20 protein-coding genes are annotated in these 20,910 nt (G+C 46.5%); 18 read left to right on the forward strand and 2 right to left on the reverse strand.

What is annotated here, in order from left to right; all coding sequences use genetic code 11:
- Positions 1–18 precede the first annotated feature (18 nt).
- The 9 genes from ACFQZR_RS04315 (at position 19) to ACFQZR_RS04355 (ending at position 9,841) form a co-directional block, all read left to right on the forward strand.
- Complete coding sequence (locus tag ACFQZR_RS04315) at positions 19–771, forward strand: SDR family NAD(P)-dependent oxidoreductase (protein ID WP_379343804.1); 753 nt, start codon at positions 19–21, stop codon at positions 769–771.
- Positions 768–1,550, forward strand: coding sequence for a creatininase family protein (locus tag ACFQZR_RS04320; RefSeq protein ID WP_379343182.1), 783 nt, complete (start codon positions 768–770; stop codon positions 1,548–1,550). Before ACFQZR_RS04315 ends, ACFQZR_RS04320 begins: the two co-directional genes overlap by 4 nt.
- Entirely contained in the window at positions 1,547–2,695 is a 1,149-nt protein-coding gene (locus ACFQZR_RS04325; RefSeq protein ID WP_379343184.1) for a hypothetical protein, read from the forward strand. The genes ACFQZR_RS04320 and ACFQZR_RS04325 overlap by 4 nt, the downstream gene beginning before the upstream one ends.
- A 122-nt stretch (positions 2,696–2,817) precedes the next feature.
- Positions 2,818–3,684 carry a methyl-accepting chemotaxis protein gene (locus tag ACFQZR_RS04330; RefSeq protein WP_379343186.1) on the forward strand — a complete coding sequence of 289 codons (867 nt, stop codon included), beginning with the start codon at positions 2,818–2,820 and terminating at the stop codon, positions 3,682–3,684.
- A 256-nt stretch (positions 3,685–3,940) separates the two neighbouring features.
- Positions 3,941–4,222, forward strand: a complete 282-nt coding sequence (locus ACFQZR_RS04335) for a hypothetical protein (RefSeq protein ID WP_245583834.1) — start codon at positions 3,941–3,943, stop codon at positions 4,220–4,222.
- A complete protein-coding gene (locus ACFQZR_RS04340; protein ID WP_379343188.1) occupies positions 4,188–4,610 on the forward strand; it encodes a chemotaxis protein CheW in 423 nt (140 codons plus the stop codon). Before ACFQZR_RS04335 ends, ACFQZR_RS04340 begins: the two co-directional genes overlap by 35 nt.
- 39 nt (positions 4,611–4,649) lie before the next feature.
- On the forward strand, positions 4,650–7,202 hold the full coding sequence (locus ACFQZR_RS04345) for a chemotaxis protein CheW (RefSeq protein ID WP_379343190.1): 2,553 nt from the start codon (positions 4,650–4,652) through the stop codon (positions 7,200–7,202).
- Positions 7,203–7,231: 29 nt separating this feature from the next.
- Positions 7,232–8,851 (forward strand): methyl-accepting chemotaxis protein, encoded by a 1,620-nt coding sequence (locus ACFQZR_RS04350; RefSeq protein ID WP_379343192.1) that lies wholly within the window; start codon positions 7,232–7,234, stop codon positions 8,849–8,851.
- A gap of 282 nt (positions 8,852–9,133) precedes the next feature.
- Entirely contained in the window at positions 9,134–9,841 is a 708-nt protein-coding gene (locus ACFQZR_RS04355) for a response regulator transcription factor (protein ID WP_379343194.1), read from the forward strand.
- 26 nt (positions 9,842–9,867) lie between these two features.
- Here the strand turns inward: ACFQZR_RS04355 and ACFQZR_RS04360 are convergent, their stop codons facing one another.
- Positions 9,868–13,305, reverse strand: a complete 3,438-nt coding sequence (locus ACFQZR_RS04360) for a response regulator (RefSeq protein WP_379343196.1) — start codon at positions 13,303–13,305, stop codon at positions 9,868–9,870.
- A gap of 214 nt (positions 13,306–13,519) precedes the next feature.
- Here ACFQZR_RS04360 and ACFQZR_RS04365 point away from each other — a divergent pair, with 214 nt between their 5' ends.
- From ACFQZR_RS04365 to ylqF, 4 genes are all read left to right on the forward strand, one after another.
- A complete protein-coding gene (locus ACFQZR_RS04365) occupies positions 13,520–13,795 on the forward strand; it encodes a hypothetical protein (protein WP_379343198.1) in 276 nt (91 codons plus the stop codon).
- A 135-nt stretch (positions 13,796–13,930) separates the two neighbouring features.
- Positions 13,931–14,272, forward strand: a complete 342-nt coding sequence (gene rplS / locus ACFQZR_RS04370; protein WP_379343200.1) for a 50S ribosomal protein L19 — start codon at positions 13,931–13,933, stop codon at positions 14,270–14,272.
- 98 nt (positions 14,273–14,370) lie between these two features.
- On the forward strand, positions 14,371–14,997 hold the full coding sequence (lepB, locus tag ACFQZR_RS04375; RefSeq protein ID WP_379343806.1) for a signal peptidase I: 627 nt from the start codon (positions 14,371–14,373) through the stop codon (positions 14,995–14,997).
- Positions 14,998–15,029: 32 nt separating this feature from the next.
- The gene (ylqF, locus tag ACFQZR_RS04380; protein ID WP_018757814.1) at positions 15,030–15,905 is read left to right on the forward strand and encodes a ribosome biogenesis GTPase YlqF; all 876 of its coding nucleotides are present in this window, start codon (positions 15,030–15,032) and stop codon (positions 15,903–15,905) included.
- A gap of 108 nt (positions 15,906–16,013) precedes the next feature.
- Here ylqF and ACFQZR_RS04385 read toward each other — a convergent pair whose 3' ends face one another.
- Positions 16,014–16,556: a hypothetical protein gene (locus ACFQZR_RS04385; protein WP_379343202.1), complete on the reverse strand. Its 543-nt coding sequence runs from the start codon at positions 16,554–16,556 to the stop codon at positions 16,014–16,016.
- Positions 16,557–16,695: 139 nt separating this feature from the next.
- On the opposite strand from ACFQZR_RS04385, the gene ACFQZR_RS04390 reads away from it, so the two are divergent.
- From ACFQZR_RS04390 to ACFQZR_RS04410, 5 genes are all read left to right on the forward strand, one after another.
- Entirely contained in the window at positions 16,696–17,301 is a 606-nt protein-coding gene (locus ACFQZR_RS04390; RefSeq protein ID WP_379343204.1) for a TetR/AcrR family transcriptional regulator, read from the forward strand.
- Positions 17,302–17,457: 156 nt separating this feature from the next.
- Entirely contained in the window at positions 17,458–18,090 is a 633-nt protein-coding gene (locus ACFQZR_RS04395) for a ribonuclease HII (protein ID WP_379343808.1), read from the forward strand.
- Between the two features lie 109 nt (positions 18,091–18,199).
- Positions 18,200–20,233, forward strand: coding sequence for a DNA ligase (locus ACFQZR_RS04400; RefSeq protein ID WP_379343206.1), 2,034 nt, complete (start codon positions 18,200–18,202; stop codon positions 20,231–20,233).
- Positions 20,230–20,547 carry an EscU/YscU/HrcU family type III secretion system export apparatus switch protein gene (locus tag ACFQZR_RS04405; RefSeq protein WP_018757819.1) on the forward strand — a complete coding sequence of 106 codons (318 nt, stop codon included), beginning with the start codon at positions 20,230–20,232 and terminating at the stop codon, positions 20,545–20,547. Before ACFQZR_RS04400 ends, ACFQZR_RS04405 begins: the two co-directional genes overlap by 4 nt.
- A complete protein-coding gene (locus tag ACFQZR_RS04410; RefSeq protein WP_018757820.1) occupies positions 20,544–20,900 on the forward strand; it encodes a YraN family protein in 357 nt (118 codons plus the stop codon). The genes ACFQZR_RS04405 and ACFQZR_RS04410 overlap by 4 nt, the downstream gene beginning before the upstream one ends.
- Positions 20,901–20,910 lie beyond the last annotated feature (10 nt).

The following is a 20,910-nucleotide window of genomic DNA, read 5'->3' on the forward strand; positions in this document are numbered from 1 at the left end:
TGAGAAAAGGTGAGATCGATGAATATGCTGGATAACAAGGTCATATTGATCACAGGAGGCTTAGGAACTTTAGGACGATCTGCGATTAAGATGTTTTTGGATAGAGGCGCTATCGTGTACGCGTGCGATCGCATCCAGATGGATGCTTATCCTGCCACACAGCAACTGCTGTATCAATATGGAGAGCAGAAATTCCGCTTCATGCAAGCGGATGTATGCGAAGAAAGCAACATGATCTCTATCATAGATGAGATTGAAAACGCCTACGGGAGATTGGACGGCACTTATCATACGGTTCATACGAATGTATGGAAGCCCGTATTGGAGCTTACGTTGGCGGAATGGGAAGCTACAATTCGCGGAACGCTGACAAGTACATTTGTCGTTAACAAATATGCGCTGCCGTTAATGATCAAGTCAGGCGGCGGCTCGATCGTCAACACATCATCCATCCTCGGACAAATACCTTCGAAGGGCTGTCTAGCTTATGGCGCTGGCAAAGCAGGCATAAATCAATTTACCAAAGTACTCGCGCTTGACTATGCCCAATATGGAATTCGGGCTAATGTACTCGTTCCTGGTGATTTTGGATCAACCGAGAGCTTGGCAGCTCAGTCAGAACAAGCTAAGGCAGCGATGAAGGACAATGCGATGCTCGGACGCAGTGCAAACGCAGATGAAATCAATGAAATGGCCTGCTTCTTGTTATCAGATGCTTCTTCCTATACGACAGGAGCATTATTTACGGTAGACGGAGGATTCCATCTATGAAGAACTATCTGATGCATTTATGCACCCGCGAAGAAATTACAGAGCGTGCGGGTCAAGGCTGCGCAGCAGTGGTTCCGCTTGCGGCGACAGAACAGCATGGACCGCATCTCCCTGTGTACACGGACAGCCTAATCTGTGAACATATCATTCATCGCGCAGGTGAACAGGCTGCTCTTGAAGTGCCTATCCTAATCACCCCGGTGCTTCCAATTGGCTGCTCACAGCATCACTTGTCATTTGGCGGTACCATCTCGTTTTCATCCACCACCTATTTGCGAGTATTGAAGGATATCGGAGAGAGCTTAGTGCTGGACGGCTTCAGCAAGATCATCTTCGTGAACGCGCATGGCGGCAATGATCCGATCATGACGCAAACGGTTAATGATCTTGCGGTCGCTCATCCGATCTGGACGGCATCCGCTTCCTATTGGAGCGTTGCAGGCGAAGCGCTGCGCGCAATCAACGCGGGTGAAGTTGGGATGGTGCCTGGGCATGCGGGCGGATTCGAAACGTCAGCGATTCTAGCCGTTCGGCCGGAGTTGGTTAGAGCGGATCGAATCGGAGATGAGCATATAAGTCGTGAATGGATCAACTCAGGACCTCCAGGCGCCTTTATCGGCAGGCATGGTGAACTGACAGGCTATGACGGCTACACAGATTCCCCACGTCAAGCTTCTGCGGAAAGAGGCAGACTCTATTTGGACGCAATCATTACAAGCTTATCGAACTGGCTGGTTCATACGGTTCAAGCTATGAACAAAGGAGAGCAGAGCAGATGACCGAGATTAGCTTAGAGAGTAATCCAAATCACAAGCGAATTGCTGCTATTGTAACGGAATACCGCTATAATTCGCATGCCGACGTCATTTTAGGCCGATTGCTTGGAGACTTTGCATATCAACCGCAGATTGAGGTCGTATCGATCTACACCGATCAAATACCTATGAACGATATGAGCAGAGAAGCGGCCGCCAGATTGGGAATTCCAATCTATTCGACGATTCGGGAAGCTATTCGCAATGAGCAGGGAACAGGCCCGATCGACGGAGTCGTCATTATCGGTGAACATGGAGCCTATCCATACAATGAGAAGGGGCAGATGATGTATCCGAGACGGCGCATGCTCGATGAAACGCTCGCCGCGTTAGATGAGCTTCAATTGGTCGTGCCCATATTTTCAGATAAGCATCTATCCTATGATTATCAGGAAGCTGTATGGATGTACACGCAGTTAAAAAGTCGGGGGATACCGTTTATGGGGGGCTCATCCATTCCATTTTCTGAAACGGTTCCACCACTAAATCCTCACAAGCTCCAATCCGCAGCCGAAATATTGGTCGTCAGTCATTCACCGTTAGTTGAAGCTTATGGATTTCATGCTTTGGAAGTTCTGCAATCGATTGCTGAGCAAAGAGAATGCGGAGAATGCGGTGTACATTCCGTACAATTCATGCAGGGACCTGAAGTATGGGAGTGCATGGATCGCAAGGAATGGCCGGAGGATTTATTGCTGCAGGCGCTTGACACTTACCCGGATCTTCCTAACGTTCACCCGCGCGAACTTGATTCTAATCCTATGCTCATGGTTGTCCAATATGCAGATGGCTTAAAGGGCTATGTTGTTCAGTTTAATAAGCTTGTTGAACAATGGGCAGCGTGCTTCCGCACGAAACAAGGTGAAACGGCTGCTGTTCTCTTCAACAGCGGGTTAGATCGTCCCTTTGTTCATTTCGAACATTTGACCAAGAAGATTGAGGACTTGATCATGTCAGGTGTGCCGCCGATCCCGATGGAACGTACACTGATGACGACTGCACTGACCTGTGCGGTGGTTGATGCTGCCTATTACGGACAGAGTTATCAGTCGGAGAAGATTGATATTGTATATAAACCGATGGTCAAATGTATACGGAATACGCCTTAAATCATTGAAAAGAAATGATATGTAAATTAACTTTACATTATTATCATGTATTACTATAATAATCAAAATGCTAAATGACCATTTTTTTAAGCATCGAATCTAGTGAGAATAGGACTGAGGTAATGAAGGAGAACGTTGTAACGGACAGAAAAAATGACACCGAATTAATAGAAGCATTCGCGAAAGTAGCGCCATACTTAAATAAAATAATGCATGACGATATTTCCGTTAGTGTATACAACACGGAGAAACTGATGATCTCTGTTCCAGCTAAGACGTTCTCACTGAATCTCAAGCCTGAAGAGCCGCTGATGGAAGGAGATATTCTAACAGAAGCCATTCGCAATGATAAAGAAATATCCGGCATCGTTCCGAAAGAATTGTTCGGTGTTCCATTTGCTTCGCGAGTTACCCCTATACATAATCAGCACGGTGAAGTCATCGGTGGAGTCGGTGTTGGCTCTAGCTTAGAGAAGGCGAATGCGCTCTTTCATGTTGCTGAAGATTTGTCTGCTACCTTGGATGAAACCGCTGCTTCTTTCTCCTCAATCACGAACTCTGTTATGGAGTTGGCTAACCGGCTAGTGGATGTCTCTAACCATATGAAAGATGTAAGCTCTGGCGCACAACAGATCGGGAACATATCGAGTGTTGTTAAGGAAGTCTCAGACCAGAGCCATCTATTGGGTTTGAACGCAGCGATAGAAGCTGCCCGTGCAGGTGATACGGGACGTGGTTTCGGGGTTGTCGCGGACGAAATCCGCAAATTAGCGACCTATTCGAAGCAGAATGCGTTCCAGATTGATGACATTACGAAAAATATGCAGATAGCGATTCGCAATTTAGAGCAAGCGTTTCAAGGAATTAACGATTATATCAACCATCAAGTCACTTCTATTCAAGAATTGACTGCAACAGTACAGCAGATCAATCAGAATGCCCAGAAGCTGTCGGTGATGGCTGAGAAGAATCTTACAATTGAAAAGTAAATATCATCATCGTTATTTTCAGCAGCTTATTTGCTCTTTATTCTTAGGGAGTTGATAGCTGATAGGTCCTAACGCATAAATCGTATGTCCCATGAAGCATCTTCCAATTTTTTATCTGGAAGGTGTTTTTTTACATATATGCGCTAATTCGTTTAAGTGAGTTAGCATTCTATGAAAATATTAAACAGTATTCTAATACTTAACTTATAATCCTCTAATTCGAATCAAGTATGATGAAGGAAATTATTGGGATGGAGTGAGTAGTGTGAAAGCGATGGTGTTACAGTTCTATCAAAAGAGCATACCCGTATTTCCCTATCATGCGAATGCAGATATTCAAGCTTTGAGACGAAAAGTGAATGAGTTGAAATATGATTTTATGTTCCGTAAACGTTGGCGTCGAATTGTGTCTATAGACCTAGGTAGTGAGGTTGCCATTTTCCAATATAATGACGGAACGAAGTTATATTTGGAAGTTGCAAAAGGTGTCCGAGGTGATGTGAATGGCAATGCAGCAGACATCCAATCAATACGTTGAGATTGGGCTTGGGAATGATCGGTTTGCGCTTCCGATTCAGGAGATCCACGAGATTATTAAGATGCAGCCTATCATCGAAATACCGAACACCCCAACTTCTCTACTCGGCGTTATTAATCTCCGGGGAAATGTTATACCGATTGTCAATATCCACAGCTACTTAGGTATGCCAAAAGTACCAGATACTAAAATGAATCGGATCATCATCGTGAACTATGAACAATCTATGGTCGGCATTGTGGTTGATCAAGTCATACAGGTCACTTCTTACTCCCAAATTGAGCCACTTCCCTATGGAGCACAGCACCATGATGGTCGGCATGCGAGTCATGTGGCCAATGTGCAGGGTGAATTAATTAATATTATTAGCATGGATCAAATATTGTAAATAAAATGTAAGGAAATTATGTTGTCGAGGAGTTAAGTGATGTCAATACCTTCTCATTTAAGCGAATATATGAGTGTTTTTATGGATGAATTGGATGAACAAATTCAAATCATGGAAGAACAGTTGCTGAAATTGGAAGCGCAGGGCGGAGAGGTCACGATTATTCAGACTTTATTTCGAGCTGCGCATACCTTAAAGGGATCTTCGGCAGCGATGGGATTTGATGCCCTGAAAAATTTGACGCATGGGATGGAAAATGTTTTCGATCTCATTCGTAATCGTCAATTGGTCGTGGATTCTGCGCTGACAAGCGTCTTATTTCATGCGACAGACTATTTGAAATTATTACGGCACTCGCTGCTCGAAGGGCAGCAAGATACGGTGGATATTGATCCTTTACTCGTCTTGCTAGAGCAAATTACCCAGCAGAATTCGACCGAGAGTAAGCTAGCTTACGATCCAGCTGTTAAGGCAGGGGATGAAGGATCATCTGAGCTTGTAGTTGAACTGAATCGGTTTCAGCGAAATGTGGCGATTCAAGCGATGCGTAATCAACATGAAGTTTATTCCATCTACTGCCGAGTTCGCTCGGATGCGGTGATGAAATCGGTCAGAGCGCTGCTCGTATATCAAGCGCTGCAAGAGAGTAGTGAAGTGATTGCTGCCTTCCCGCCCGTTACAGACATTGAAGATGAGAGTAAATTCCTCGGGGAAATTATTCTCGTTGTTGTTACGAAGGAGTCTCAGCAGCTGCTCGAGGAGCGGTTAAGCGAAATCTCTCAAATTGAAGTCATACATATAGAATCGATTCACCTCAACAACTTGGATCAATATGTGAATGAAGAAGATTCATCTCGCAATCTCTCATCAGACGCACAGATAGGGAAGTCAGATGCATCAGGAACTGGTGATCAACCACAAGTACGTCGAAGCCAGACCGTTCGCGTCGATGTCGATCGATTAGAACAGCTTCTCAATCTTGTAGGGGAATTGATTATTGATAATACAAGGCTGCATGAGGTCACTTCCCGGATGATGCAGAAGCAGCATCGGGAGGATAGCGATTTAGCAACGTTAAGCGATATTGCCAATCATTTCGGTCTGATCATTGGCGACCTGCAAGAAGGCATGATGAAGACACGAATGCTTCCGATTGAACATTTATTCAATCGGTTTCCGCGTATGGTGCGCGATATGGCACAAGCTACGAGCAAAGAAATTGAATTTGTTATGGAAGGCAAAGAGACAGAGCTCGATCGGAAGTTAATTGAAGAGATTAGTGATCCACTCATACATATTTTACGTAATGCGGCCGATCATGGTATTGAATCCCCAGAAGAACGAGTAAGTTGCAGTAAACCTCGAGCAGGAAAGCTGTTATTAAAAGCGACGCATCAAGATAATCAGATCATGATTTCGGTTACCGATGATGGTAAAGGGATTGACCCGATCAAAGTCAAATCGTCCGCGATCCGTAAAGGGATCATCACGGAGCATGAGGCGGAACGGATGACGGAGAATGAACTGCAGCATTTGATATTCAGATCAGGTTTATCAACGGCAGAGCAAGTAACCGATTTATCTGGGCGCGGCGTAGGGATGGATATTGTACGCGCACATATTGAGAAGCTCAACGGTCTGATTGATATCCATTCGACTGTCGGAACGGGGACCAGCATTACGATCCGACTTCCTCTTACCTTAGCCATTATCCGAGCGCTTATGGTGGAGTTGGATGAACACATGTATGCAATCCCCTTGATGAACGTTGTAGAGATCGTTGCACTTCAACCGAATGAGATTAAGATCGCACATGGTCGGGAGGTTTGCTACATTCGAGGGAATGTCTATCCTTTCATTCGACTGGATCAGAAGCTTCGAGTTGCTAGCGGAACCCAAGTCAGAACGCAAGCGCGGCGTACGACTGTCATCATCGTCTCCTTCGGAGATAAGCAGGTATGCATTGCTGTAGACCGGACACTCGGAAACCGTGAAATTGTTATGAAATCATTAGGAAAATATGTGGGCGAGGTTCCTTATATCTCGGGTTCGACGATTACCGGGGACGGAGGTATTGCGCTTGTACTGGATGTTCATGCGCTAGTGAACGAGGAAGGTAGCAAGATCATGATGACGACGAGCGAACAGACGTTAGGCATGAAAAATAGAGCAGCAGAGGTGACGATCTTCCAGCTTGCTGAACATCACTTTGGTATTTCGGTTCATGATGTTCGAGAAATTATTCAGGTACCTGACATTGAAAGCATTCTGCACCCGTCTCCTTTTGTTCAGGGGATGTTCTCACTTCGGGGGGAGTATTTGCCGTTGTATGATCTTCACCGGTTCTTAGGACTGCAGCGCCATGAATTTTCGAGCAAAGCACGCATTATTGTGATGGAATCGAGTCGAGGTACAGTAGGGATACTGATCGATCAAGTGATGGAAGTGACTACACTAGATGAAGAGACACGTGTAGAAGATATCCAGGGACCAAGAAATGCATCTTCAGGGATCGTAGGCGTATACAGCAATAAAGGGCAATTAGTTACGCGCTTACATCTAGAAGAAATGATTAAAGAAACAATGAGCTAGTCTTAATCCGATCGAAGGGGTCATAGATCATGAAATTTAAAATTAGTGCCAAATTAATTATTGTGTCCGTCATCTTACTCACGGTACCAACATTCTTTACCGGACTAACCGCTTACAATAATGCGAAACATCATCTTGATGAAGTGGGCATGGTCAACCTGAAGAATAACGCGCATATGGTATCTGAATTGATCGATGTACTGAACGTCGGCGTGGAGGGTGGTCTCATTTCGCTGGAGGAAGCCCAGGAGCAAGTGAAGACGAGAATATTAGGACCCAAGCAAGAGAACGGGACCCGTCCAATTACGAACAAATTTGATCTTGGCGAATCGGGTTATCTCTTTATTCTTGATGAGAAGGGGACTGCCATTGGGCACCCAAGCATGGAAGGGAAAAATATGTGGGATTCCGCCGATCGCAATGGAGATTTCTTCGTTCGCGAGCAGGTGAACAAAGCGTTGGCAGGCGGTGGATATACCTATTTTGACTATAACTTACCGAACTCCGAGGAGATCGAACAGAAAATCGTCTATTCTGAAAAAGCGCCGCACTGGGGATGGATCATCTCCTCCGGTTCTTACATGTCCAGCTTCAATAGCGGCGCATCGAGTATTGGGACGAATCTAATCATCGCCTTCACTATTACGATTGTTGTTGGCATCATTATTATTTTCTATCTGTCCAGACACATTTCAAGGCCGTTGAATATCATTGCTGAGCAATTGGATATGATCGCAAAAGGAAATTTATCGATGAAACCGCTGCGTTTCAAAATGCGGACGAAAGATGAGGTCGAGCATTTGACAGCATCGACGAACACGATGGTTGAGCAGCTGCGCGATCTCGTTGGACGTATTATTATGTCATCACAGAATGTTGCCGCAGCATCTCAAGAAATATCGGCTACTACAGAGGAAATCGCAGCGGGCGGTGTGCAGCAATCATCTACGGTTAATGCGGTTACAGAGTTGTTCCGAGAGCATACGATGGCGATAAATGTTGTGGCTCAAAATGCAGAGATGGCTGCTGAACTTTCGGATTCAACACAAGATAAAGCGGAGAAAGGCGGACGAGATGTACAAGATTCGGTCTATGCGATGAACAGCCTATCCGACCAAATGACACGCTTGCAGAATGATTCGGAGCAAATCGGGGAAATCATTGAAGTCATTGATGAAATCGCTGAACAGACAAATTTGCTCGCATTGAATGCTGCTATAGAAGCTGCGAGAGCAGGAGAGCAAGGTAGAGGATTCTCGGTCGTTGCGGATGAAGTTCGGAAGCTGGCGGAACGAAGCAGCGAAGCGACGAAACGAATCGCAGGAATCATCAAAGATATGCAGCACAATATGGGACAAAGTGTCCACGCCGTGAATGGCGCCGTTTCATTGACGGAACAAACAGGACAGACCTTTAATGCCATCCTAGATCAAGTGGTAGGTATGGCGAGACAGGTGACAGAAATTGCGGCAGCGAGTGAGGAGCAAGCTGCACAATCGCAAGAAATGATGAACTCCATTGAGAGCATTGCTGTTGTTAGTCATGAATCAGCAGCTGCAGCCGAACAGACAGCCAGCTCCAGTCAAGAGCTAGCGCGGTTAGCAGAAGAATTGAATGATATGGTAGCAAGCTTTAAATTAACGGAATAAGCGGTGGTGAGTGCCATAAACCTTGAGCATGAATTTTGATTCATGCTCGGGGTTATTTTTTTCGATTTTATAGGAATAAGTAAGCGCTTTATACCGCTCCAGTGTTAAGAAGTTGTTATTACGGCTCCTAACAGTTTCCTAACAAAATCCTTATCATAGACGCTGTTGTCGAAATATAGTATATTGGGGGTACAATTTAATAAAAATTTAAAACAATTATGAGATATGTGTTAAGAATAATACGCAATTTTGTAAAAAATTGTCATTAAGGGTGATCTTCTTATGGATAAAGTACTTATTATCGAGGACGATAATATGATTGGTGAGATGCTAACGATGTACTTATCGGAAGAGGGCTACGCCGTAAAAAGAGTGGATACGGGATTAGATGGCATGCTCGAGTTAGAGTTGTTCCGACCGGACGTCATTCTATTGGATTTAGTTCTTCCGGACATCAATGGAATTGAATTATGCAGTAAATTGCGTGAAGTATCACTCGCGCCAATCATTGTCGTATCGCTTAAGATGGAGGTCGCTGATCGAATTAATGCTTTACAAGCAGGTGCGGATGATTTCTTAAGTAAACCATTCAGTATGCGAGAACTGACGGCAAGGATTAATGCGAATATTCGGCGTATGCATTTGCTCGAACAGTCCATGGCGGATCGTGGTGACTTGAGGAATATGACGGATTCTGTAGAGAGTTTAATATCTTTGGATCCGGAACGAAGATCTTTATATGTGAATCATCGTTATATTGAGACAACGTTCTCAGAATTCGAAATTATGAAGCTATTCTGTGCCAATCAAGGAAAGGTATATACGAGGGAAGAGTTGATTAATGCACTGCGAGGGTTCGATTCTTTCGTGACAGATCGAGCAATTGATGTACATATTGCGAACCTTAGGAAGAAGATTGAAGGTAATCCGAAAGAACCTAGATTTATTAAGACGGTATGGGGGGTAGGTTATAAATTTAACGTTGAATAGGAACACGAACAGCACTGTATGATGATTTACAGTGTTGTTCGTGCAATAAATAGTTCGATCGCATGCAATATGCGTGTTAATTGATAGGATAAATCTTGCAACATTTGATCAAATGCAGTATCGTCCTTGGGCTTATCATCCTTCAACCATCGTTCAACCTGGTTCGCTGCTTCATATAATTGCTGTGCAGATAAATTCCCCGCGGTACCTTTCAACGTATGAATCATGCGCCGTGCTGTGTCATAATCTTCCTGTCCAATCTTATCCATGAAATGATCTATATAGAGTTTGTATTCCTGATGGAAGGTGGCTAGCATTCGGTTTAGTATATGCACCTTGCCATTTAATCGATGAATCGCTTGTTCGACCATAATCCCATGATCCTCAAGAATTTGATACGGATGATTGCGATCAAGGTTGACATCTTCTACCTTCCGAGCTTCTGATCCGATTCGGAAACCTGAACCAAGCCATTTGTCTAATGTATGGAACATCTGATCGACATCGATCGGCTTCTGAATCATGTCGTTCATCCCTGCTTCAAAATATTGCTCACGATCCTTCTGAATGATATTCGCAGACATCGCGATGATCGGCAGTTGCTGATAAACGGGGTTATTACGTATTCGTTTGGTTGCTTCCAATCCATCCATCTCTGGCATATGGATATCCATCAGGATGAGATCCCATTCTAAGGGTTCGAGCAGCATCAACACCTGACGTCCATTCTCCGCTACGCCAACAGAAAATCCACGGCTTTCTAGTAACTCCACCGCAATTTGTTGGTTAATCTCATGATCTTCGGCTAGTAAAATACGATAAGGCCGACTGGATCCAGCAGCGCTCTCCTCATAGGCGGTGACTTCGTTGATTTCATATCTGGTATTGTCAAATAAGCTGCTGAGAATGTGATGAAGCTTGAAGATCTGAACCGGCTTCAACAGGACGGCATCGGGGCGAAGCTGATCCGGCAGCGAGAAGACGGCTTCTCTTCCTGGCGTAGTGGTCATGAGAAGTGTGAGAACGCCTAGGCAGCGCGCTAGCTTTTGCATTCGAACCCATGTCTCTTCACCGTACATGTCCGCAGCATCCATATCAAGAATAACAATGTCTGCATGATGATCTTGCATTTCAAGCCAATTCGTCGCTTCCTTCCAAGAGAGACAGGAATACACTTCGTGACCCAAAGTATGGAGCATCGATTGTATATGACTGTTCAGCGCTGTCTTATCTGATACGAGCAGCACTTCCCGCCTTACGATGGTGTCGACTGGGGGTAGCAGTGCAACATTCGCAACTTGTGCAAGACGTAGGGGTATGGTGAAGGAGAAGGTGCTGCCTACCCTAAACTCACTGTGCAGTTGTAAATCTCCCTGCATGATATCTACTAATTTTTTGGAAATCACAAGCCCAAGTCCCGTCCCGCCGTATTTGCGACTTGTCGAGTTGTCAGCCTGAGAAAAAGGTTCAAATAAGTAGCGCTGCTGCTCCTCAGAAATGCCAATCCCGGTATCGATAATCGAAAATTTGATCTCGATCGACTCTGCTGTGCGCCTTATATTCTCAGCCCGTATACAGACCATCCCATAATTCGTGAATTTAATCGCATTGCTGATCAGATTTAGCAGGACTTGTTCGAGTCGCAGGGGATCTCCTAATACATAAGCTGGCCAATCATTTGGTAAATCCATGAGGAGGACCAGATCTTTTTTGGCTTGAAGCATACTGCTCGTCTCCGAGAGCTTGTCGAACATCCCATAGAGATTGATTTTCGTCTCTTCGATTTCAATTTTTCCAGCCTCAATCTTGGAGAAGTCCAATATCTCATTAATGATGCGAAGCAAGGTCTGGGAAGAAGCCAATATTTTACGCAAATAATCCTGTTGGATCGGTGTCATTCCCGTCTTCTGAATCAATTGCGTCAAGCCAATGATCCCATTTAGGGGCGTCCGAAGTTCATGGCTCATCATTGCGAGGAACGCGCTTTTTGCTTGATTCGCCTCCTCAGCGGCTTTCTTCGCATCCATCAACTCGACTTGATCCCGCTTTTGCTCCGATATGTCTCGGCAAATACGAATATAACCGATAATGTTCCCGTTATGATCCAGCATTTTATTGACATTCACGGAGATCGGAATGCGTGTGCCATTTTTATGTACGTAGAGGGATTCTGTATCATACGATGTCTGATGATTTTCTTCGAATACCGCTTGAAATACTGTTGTATCTGGCGGAATGGTTCTTCCGAGTTGAGCAGACAGTGTTGCGGCTGTCCGTGTGATCGCATCTTGATCCTGCAGCAGCATAATGCTTTCCTTGTTGACGACTTCCTTGGATGTGTAGCCCAGCATTTTCTCTGCGGTCTTGCTGAAATAAGTAATTCGGAACTGAGAGTCAACAACGATGATGGCATAATCATTCTGATTAATAATCGCTTCACCGGTTGTGAATTTCTGCGTAATATTCGTAAGAAAAGGAAATCTCTTCAAATAATATGCGAGCAGTATATAGGTAACGATAACGGTAACTAGAATACATAGCGTGAAATAGAAAAATAATGACCGTGAATAATTGTTCAATTCTTGTAAAGATAGGTCCGTTGGCGTACTGACTGCAACCGACCACTTCGTTAGCGGAATTGGCGCATAGCTGATAAATTCCTCTTGCTTCAATGTCTGAATAGATTCTACGCCGGTTTGCAGCTCCATCATCTTCGTAAGAATGGCTTGAAGCCCGGGACTCGCATCTGGAAATTTGCGATTCAGCGTGTATGTAAAACCAGGATAATAGATGATTTCTCTGTTAGCATCAACCAGAAAATGATACCCGACATTGCCTTTATGGTAGGGCTTCATAATCTCCGGGAACGTATCGAGTAGAATGTCGACGGCAACGTAACCAATGGTTGTTCCTTGATCTTGAATGCGATGGGCGACACTTACGACCCATCTGCCTGTAAATGCATCGAGATAAGGCTGGCTGTATGTTGTCTCATCGGATGCCGAGGCCTCGGCATACCATCCACGAGAGTTAATCTCGAAGCTCGGGCGAGATATTCGCCCGCCGCTCCCCACAAAGAAGTTCCCTTTCTCGCTGGCGATCCATACGAGCGATAATCGGTCGTCGAAGGCTGCGGTTGCATTCAAGGAGGTCATGACGTCTCGATAATCCGGATTATGGGTGACTTCTAAGTGGGATTTCGCCGTCTTTAGCAGTCGGATCGTCGAAGGATCTGTTGTCATATGTTCCACAGTAGCGCCGAATTTCTCGAATAATGCGTTGACTTTCTCGGCAATAGATGCACTCTCAGCTGTGAGTGAATTCTGGACATCTTGAATAATGATTTCTTTCGTCTGATAGTAGATAAAAATTCCTGTAAATGAGGAGATGGCCATAATGAAGACGAGGATAATGATCGATAATTTTAACGATACGCGGTCAAATTTCAAGATGCCTCTTCGCAAGGAAGGGCGTGGTTTGCTTCTCATAGTCATCCTACCTTTGCTGGACAGTCGATGTACTGGCTAATTATAGCATTAGAGGAAGCGGGCGCCTATCCCTATCGAAGGATGTATGCAATTTTTGGATGATTCACTTTGTGTTTCTGGATCTACCGCACTATACTAGAATCAGTTGGATCAAGTAAGGAAAGGCGGGGGCAATTTGCGACAGAATGTAGTGAGCCGTATATTGCTAGGATTCGGATTTGTAGTTATTGGGATTTCACTGCTCATGGGGTTTTTCCTCGCGATTGCGAGCGGGCATAATGGGTTTGCACTTGCTGCGGTGATGGTATTATTCAAATGGTGGGCTTACGGGGCCATGATCGGGCTGGCATTTATCGGACTCGCCGAAATCGTCAAGCTGCTGCAAGCGATTCATGACAAACTGGAGAGGCCGGATCGTTCTGTCGTACAGGCAGTAGTGCATGATGAATGGGATAATGGAAGCTAAAGAAATCACTTGTGTTCGATTGCTAAACATGATATAATATCGTTTGTGTTAATTCGGTGGTCCTCTACGAACGATGAGGCGGAGCAGCAGCTCCCTGAGACGTATGAACACCTGAGTGGAAGGAGGGAGTCATAGATGAATATCGTACAAGCGATTACTCAAGAACAACTTCGTAAAGACTTGCCAAGCTTTCGTCCTGGAGACACTTTAAAAGTACACGTTAAAGTTATCGAGGGATCCCGTGAGCGTATCCAGCTTTTCGAAGGTGTTGTGATTAAACGTCGTGGTGGCGGAATCAGTGAGACTTTTACAGTTCGTAAAATTTCTTACGGTGTAGGTGTGGAAAGAACTTTCCCGCTTCATTCCCCAAAAATCGATAAACTCGAAGTGGCTCGCCGTGGTAAAGTGCGTCGTGCGAAGCTTTATTATCTTCGTGAACTACGCGGTAAAGCAGCGAGAATTAAAGAGATTCGTTAATGTAAGACCAAGGGGCTTGTTACTACAAGCTCCTTTCGCATGTATAGCGGTATGAATACGCTTTGAAATAGGGAATGTAATATAAGGAGGGAACGATGATGGCGAATCAGACGGATTCTCATGAAACAGAACCTAACGAATCACAGGAACAGCCTGGCAAAAATAAGCTGAAAAATGAAGCAGTGGAATGGGCAAAGGCTATTGCCATTGCTGTCGTCTTAGTCGTTATTATACGTTGGTTCGTATTTGCTCCCTTCATGGTGGACGGGCCTTCGATGCAGCCGAATTTCCATACGGGTGAGCGAGTCATTGTAAATAAGTTCTTATACGATTTCCGTGCGCCAAAGCCGGGTGAAGTCGTTGTATTCCATGTACCGCAGGAGAATCGAGATTACATTAAACGTGTCGTAGCTGTCGCAGGTGATACGGTGAAGGTTCAAGGCGATGATGTCTATGTAAACGGTAAGAAAATTAGCGAGCCGTATATCCAAGGCGTCTTGGATGAGTACCATAGCAAAGGGGAACAATACAACAATCTACGTGATTTCCCTAATGCTGACGTGACAGAAGAGAAGGTCCCAGAAGGCCATATCTTCGCCATGGGTGATAACCGCCGTAATAGTACGGATAGCCGAATGATTGGATATATTGATTTAAAAGAAGTGGTAGGGCGTGCAGAAGTTGTATTCTGGCCGTACAAGGATATTACAATAGTAAATCACTAGACGTGAATTTTGAGTAAGGGTGGTGAGAGACGGTGACGATACAATGGTTCCCTGGACATATGACGAGAGCACGTCGTGAGATCCAGGAAAAACTGAAACTAATCGATGTAGTGATAGAACTGCTCGATGCTCGTCTACCGCTGTCAAGCCGCAATCCGATGATTGATGAGATTTTGCAAGGGAAGCCAAGAATGATCGTGCTGAATAAAGCTGATCTGGCGGACCCGGCGGTGACAGAGAAATGGGTAACATATTTCAAAAATGAAGGCATTACAGCATTTCCGATCGATGCGTCGAACGGGACTCGCGTGCAGGACATTCCTGCGCAAGCGAAGGTGCTATTTCATGATAAAATTCAGAAACAACTAAATCGAGGCATGAAGCCGCGTGCGATTCGCGGATTGATCGTCGGAATACCGAATGTAGGAAAATCGACATTAATCAATAGACTTGCAGGCCGCAACATTGCAGCAACCGGAGATCGCCCAGGCGTCACGAAGGGACAGCAGTGGATTAAGATCGGAACGGAAATGGAACTGCTGGATACACCGGGAATTCTATGGCCGAAGTTCGAGGATCAGGAAGTTGGCTATCGACTAGCCGTTACGGGTGCGATCAAAGAGCAAGTTATTAATATTGAAGACGTTGCCTTTTTCGCGATAAAATACATGACGCAGTACTATTGGGATACGTTACAAGAGCGATTCGAACTAACGAAGAAACCCGAAGATCTGGATGTTCCTGACGAAATCGTTCAGGTGATGGAAGAGATCGGACGTAAACGTGGTTGTATTATGAGCGGTGGACGCGTTGATCTCGAGAAAGCATCTGGTGTCATTCTACGCGAACTACGTGCCGGTAAAATGGGGCGTTTCTCGCTGGAAGTCCCGTTGTCGTTTATGCTGTAAAGCTATATGGATTGATAAAAATAAAACCGTGCAATTTGTGAAGTTCTCCCTAGTGGATAGGAATCACAAAGAGCACGGTTTTTTTGTGTTTATGGCTTTATTTTGTCATTACATCGTTTCTTTGGAGCCTCGCGGGAATAAGGTATAACTGAAGCTGATTAAGAAATCAATGCCCAGAATCATGGACCAGTAGCGAATCATATTAAAGAGGGCATCTGTACGGCTCTTATCATCGACAACGAGGATAATGACGTATAACATCGCACAGCCAATCAACCATGCAAGGAGATGAAGCAGCCAGCCGATACGTTCATGGCGTGCATGGGCCGGACCCGTTTTCGGTTTTTTCACAGGTGCAGGACCATTCGCGAATCGGTATGCGAACCGCTCGTCAGCCCAGCGAATCATCCGGTGGCCATAGGCAATCGAGACGCCAATGTATACGGCTGCGATGCCGTGGACGAAGGTGGCGACAGCGCCTGATCGTAAATCTAACAATGTCGCGATTAGCAGGGCAAGGTCGACGACGGGTGTCATGAGCAACAGCCCTGCCCCTAGTTTTTTGCGTTTCAAGATGTATCGGCAGAAGAGCCCCGCAATGACAAATACCCAGAATCCAATTTCACAGCCAATAATGAATGCAGTAACCATGATTGATCTCCTTTACACAGTAACGGTTGCCTTGTAAGAAAGGAACGCGTTCGAATTCTTTTTAATACAAGTGTATTAATTTACTCGTCGTTATTTTAGCACGATTGTATTAAAAAAACAATGGTGATACAATGAATACATGCCTAAAATCGTAAATCATGATAAACGTCGGGAACAACTCGCAGAAGCAGCTTGGCGTGTCATACGCCGTGAAGGTTTGGAAGGAGTAACTGTGCGCAGTGTTGCGGATGAAGCGGGGATGTCCCTCGGTTCACTGCGGCATTATTTCGTGACACAGTCCGAGCTGCTCGCATTTTCGATGCGAATGGTCTCCGACCGCGTCAATCAACGTATTGCAAAGTTACCATTTAACGGCGTTCCTCGCCACGATATTGAATTGGTCATAAGGGAGATCATGCCGCTTGACGAAGAACGGCTTGCCGAATCAGAGGTGTGGATTTCGTTTACCGGACGAGCGATGGTCGATCCTACCTTTAGAGCGCTTAGTCTGGAGGTGCATGAATCCCTATATGAAGGGTTTCGTCGGATGATTAATGTACTCATTCAGTTGAAATTAACGGATGAAGGAATCGATGCTGAACTGGAGACACGTCGATTGCATGCCCTAGTGGATGGTCTTGTCATTCACAGCATTACGAATGCAGAGCGGCATGATCCGGATGAAATGTGGCGCGTCGTGATGCTACATTTAGACCAGCTCATCGTGAACGAATATAAACCGTAGTCTCGTAAAGTGGAGTGCCTTAAATAGAAGATCACCGTTATAGGACGGTACAGGTCATCTTCTTAGGGCGCTCTTTCTGTGTTAAAATAGAGAAACGTGGATGGGTACATAGCACGTGAGTTATTAAGGTTGAGAGAGTTAAGAGGTGTAGTTCATATGGAAGAAGTGGATATGCTAGAATTCGAGCGTGAATATGCAGCGCAGAACTATAAGAGGATTGCTGGAATTGATGAAGTCGGACGAGGGTGTATGTTCGGAGATGTCGTTGCAGCAGCGGTGATCTTAGAAGAAGGTCTTGAAATTGAAGGGATCAATGATTCAAAGAAGTTAACCGAGAAGAAACGTAACGCACTCTATGATGTGATTATCGAGCAAGCTGTTGCCTATGCCATTGTAAGGATTGATGCAGAGACGGTGGATCGGATCAATATTAAACAAGCAGCAAGACTTGCAATGAAGCAAGCGGTAGAGCAGCTATCTGTAGCGCCGGATTTCCTGTTAGTCGATGCAGAAAAGGTAGATTGTCAACTCCCTCAGCTCGCGCTTGTGAAGGGGGACGCACGAAGTCAGTCGATCGCGGCTGCTTCGATTTTGGCAAAAGTAACACGTGATCGTCTATGTGTGGAGGAATGGGATGCGATGTATCCCGAGTACGGAATTGCGATCCATAAAGGATATGGGACGAAGTTTCATCGGGAGAAAATTGCGACACTTGGACCGACGCCGATGCATCGTAAGTCGTTCATTCGTAATATTTTGGCTGAATTAGAACAGCCTGTTTTGTTCTAAATGTCGCTTTCGTATCGTCATGATCGGGAGCGATTCGACCGATAAATAGAATAGAGATGACTCTCGAATGCCGTCGCTTAAGAAGAGAGGGACGAGGAGGGATGCAGGAATGAATATCGGACAAATGGTTCGCGGTCTGCTCGGGGATGTGAAACCGGGGGAAGCAAAGCAAGTAGAATTAAAGCCGGGTCAAGTCGTTCGTGGCGTCGTGACGGAAGTGTCAGAGGATGGTCAAGAAGCGGTAATGAAAATAAACGGTACGCAAGTGAAGGCCAAATTGGAAACACCTCTCGCATCGGGACAGACGACCATGCTGCAGGTGCAGCCAGAGACCGAGAATGGGCTAGTCGTACTTAAGCCTTTGCAATCCTCACCAGGTGTACCGATCGCTGAGCAATCGATTGGGGATGTACTTAAGTCCGTTGGCTTACCGGATCAGAAGTGGGCACGCGAGCTTGTGCAGTTGATGCAGCAAAATGGTGTGCCTATCACGAAGGAAACGGCAGAACAGATGCGTGTAGTTATGGCGCAGATTCCGCAAGGAATCTCGCAGGAAGACTGGATGCAGGCTTCAGCGCTTGCATTCAAACGCGGTCTCCCGCTGACGCAAGAGACGGTGAAGGCGCTGCATCAAGTGTTGTTCGGCAAGCCGCTTACGCAGCTGCTTGCCACGCTCCAGCTCCAGCTCGCGGACGCGCTGGAGCAGCAGCCCGCCGCGCCGCAGGCACCGCGCGGCGTAGGGGAAGCCCCGCCGCCTATGGCAGGCGGGGCCCCTGCCCTCGCGCAAGCGCCAGCTTCGCTTGGCGGCGCGCGCGCGGGCGCAGCACCGCTGCTGCTGACGCAGGCAGCACCGCTGCTGCTGACGCAGGCAGCAGCGGTGCTGAAAGAGCTTGCCGCGGCTGCGCAGCCCGCGGCGGGGGCGCCTAGCGCGGCCGGCACAGCCGCCGCGCCAGCACCAGCGCAAGCTGCGCCAGGGGCGAATGCCCCGAGCGCAGCAGCGCAGGGTTTGGGTGCGCCAGCTTCGCAAGGCGCACCGGGCGGAGCCGCAGCGAGCGAAGCTGCTGCGGCCATGCGGGCCCTGGCAGCCCCGGCTGAGCCGGGGGCAGCGCGGACCGCGCCCGCCGCGGCGCATAGCGGAGCAGCGCCGCTGCCAGCATTACCGCAAGGGCCGCAATCCGCCATACGTGTAGCACCGCAGCATTCGGCGGCATCGGCAACACCTGCAACATCGTTGCAAGGCGCTGCTTTGCAAGAGCAGCAGAATGCTACAGCGAATTCAGCTTCAGCCGTGTCTGTATCAACCGAAGGAGATGCTCTGCCACAGAAGGCCATGCAAGAACCATGGATTGGTCGTGTGCTGAAACTGCTTGGCGTAGAGCATGAGCAGACAACGTGGAAGTCGTTGGAAGCATCAACGGTACCCCAAGGAACAGCGACGAAGGGACATGACCCCGCTGTACCTATCCAAAATGCTAATCTGGGATCGGGTACACAGCAAGCACAGGAGCTCGCGAAATTGGTAAGGTCGGCAGCTGAGCTTCCGTTGAATGTTGTGCCATTACCACATGCTTCGGGGGCAGCACAGACGTCACCCGAAAATCTCAAACTGGTCCTATTACAACTTATACAATCCGAAGATGTGCCGCCTGCGTTGAAGGATACAGCGCAGCAGCTCATTAACCAAATTACAGGTCAGCAATTAATGTTATCGAATGATCGGAGTGCTCCCTTTGCTCACGTGAGTCTATTTATACCACTTAAGAATACCGAAGGCGAAGAGACGGCAACGGTACATATCCAGACGCGCAAAGGTAAACGAGGCGATCTGGATGCGGGGAATTGTCACCTCTGGTTTGATTTGAACTTACGGGCCTTAGGCCGAACGATTGCTGATGTGAATGTCGTCGATCATATCGTGTCGCTGAAGCTGCTCAATGATCAAGAGTGGCTCGGTCCTATGGTCCAAGAGCGACGTTCAGAAATGGAGACTGCGCTCTCGCAAATCGGATATCAATTAATTTCATTACAGACGGCCCCTGTTCCAGTACAGCAAGAACCATCGAAATCGGCGGCTGTACTGGGAGATCATCCGGCTGCGGCCTATACGCCAACAGCCTATAAAGGAGTGGATCTTCTCGTATGAACCGGGTGAACCCGAAGCAAGAATCTTTGCCCGAAGGCGTCCACTTCAAGAAAGCCGTTGCGCTGAAATATGAGCCAGGTCTTGCAGAAGCGCCTAAGATCATTGCCAAGGGACGAGGCCATCTCGCCCAAGCCATTCTTGATAAAGCCAAAGAAAGTGGCGTCGCCATTCAAGAAGATCCGTCGCTTGTCGAGGTGCTCTCGAAGCTAGATGTTGATCAACAAATTCCTGCGGAGCTGTACCAGCTTGTTGCAGAAATTCTCAGCTTCGTCTATCGAACAGATCAAAATGCAGATCGTAGGCAAGAGTCATGAATCGTAGAGCACTCGGTGCAGAAGCAGAGAAATTAGCAGAACAGTATCTTCGCGCACAAGGATATCTGTTCATGGCACGGAATTGGCGGTGTCGCAGTGGGGAGATTGACCTTATTTTTCGAGATGAAGGGGTTATCGTATTCGTCGAAGTACGAAGCCGTTCGAATACATCGCGTTATGGGACGGCGATAGAATCCATTGATGCCCGGAAACAGCGGCAGGTGCGTGGGACGGCAGAGGTATTTCTCTACCAACAGCGATTATCAGCGAATGCAGTTCGGTTCGATGTCATTACCGTTCATTTTCAAGGAGATAACGATCCAGAATTGAAGCATTGGCATGAAGCTTTCTAAAGGATTTGAG

It is taken from the genome of Paenibacillus sp. GCM10027629, from assembly GCF_042676425.1.
GTDB lineage: Bacteria > Bacillota > Bacilli > Paenibacillales > Paenibacillaceae > Paenibacillus_K > Paenibacillus_K terrigena.

Excerpts from the sequence above, each read along its gene's own strand:
- ACFQZR_RS04315 (WP_379343804.1), top strand. The coding sequence starts at position 19 with ATGAATATGCTGGATAACAAGGTCATATTGATCACAGGAGGCTTAGGA.
- ACFQZR_RS04320 (WP_379343182.1), top strand. The coding sequence starts at position 768 with ATGAAGAACTATCTGATGCATTTATGCACCCGCGAAGAAATTACAGAG.
- ACFQZR_RS04325 (WP_379343184.1), top strand. The coding sequence starts at position 1,547 with ATGACCGAGATTAGCTTAGAGAGTAATCCAAATCACAAGCGAATTGCT.
- ACFQZR_RS04330 (WP_379343186.1), top strand. The coding sequence starts at position 2,818 with ATGAAGGAGAACGTTGTAACGGACAGAAAAAATGACACCGAATTAATA.
- ACFQZR_RS04340 (WP_379343188.1), top strand. The coding sequence starts at position 4,188 with ATGGCAATGCAGCAGACATCCAATCAATACGTTGAGATTGGGCTTGGG.
- ACFQZR_RS04345 (WP_379343190.1), top strand. The coding sequence starts at position 4,650 with ATGTCAATACCTTCTCATTTAAGCGAATATATGAGTGTTTTTATGGAT.
- ACFQZR_RS04350 (WP_379343192.1), top strand. The coding sequence starts at position 7,232 with ATGAAATTTAAAATTAGTGCCAAATTAATTATTGTGTCCGTCATCTTA.
- ACFQZR_RS04355 (WP_379343194.1), top strand. The coding sequence starts at position 9,134 with ATGGATAAAGTACTTATTATCGAGGACGATAATATGATTGGTGAGATG.
- rplS (WP_379343200.1), top strand. The coding sequence starts at position 13,931 with ATGAATATCGTACAAGCGATTACTCAAGAACAACTTCGTAAAGACTTG.
- lepB (WP_379343806.1), top strand. The coding sequence starts at position 14,371 with ATGGCGAATCAGACGGATTCTCATGAAACAGAACCTAACGAATCACAG.
- ACFQZR_RS04385 (WP_379343202.1), bottom strand. The coding sequence starts at position 16,556 with ATGGTTACTGCATTCATTATTGGCTGTGAAATTGGATTCTGGGTATTT.
- ACFQZR_RS04390 (WP_379343204.1), top strand. The coding sequence starts at position 16,696 with ATGCCTAAAATCGTAAATCATGATAAACGTCGGGAACAACTCGCAGAA.
- ACFQZR_RS04395 (WP_379343808.1), top strand. The coding sequence starts at position 17,458 with ATGGAAGAAGTGGATATGCTAGAATTCGAGCGTGAATATGCAGCGCAG.
- ACFQZR_RS04400 (WP_379343206.1), top strand. The coding sequence starts at position 18,200 with ATGAATATCGGACAAATGGTTCGCGGTCTGCTCGGGGATGTGAAACCG.
- ACFQZR_RS04405 (WP_018757819.1), top strand. The coding sequence starts at position 20,230 with ATGAACCGGGTGAACCCGAAGCAAGAATCTTTGCCCGAAGGCGTCCAC.
- ACFQZR_RS04410 (WP_018757820.1), top strand. The coding sequence starts at position 20,544 with ATGAATCGTAGAGCACTCGGTGCAGAAGCAGAGAAATTAGCAGAACAG.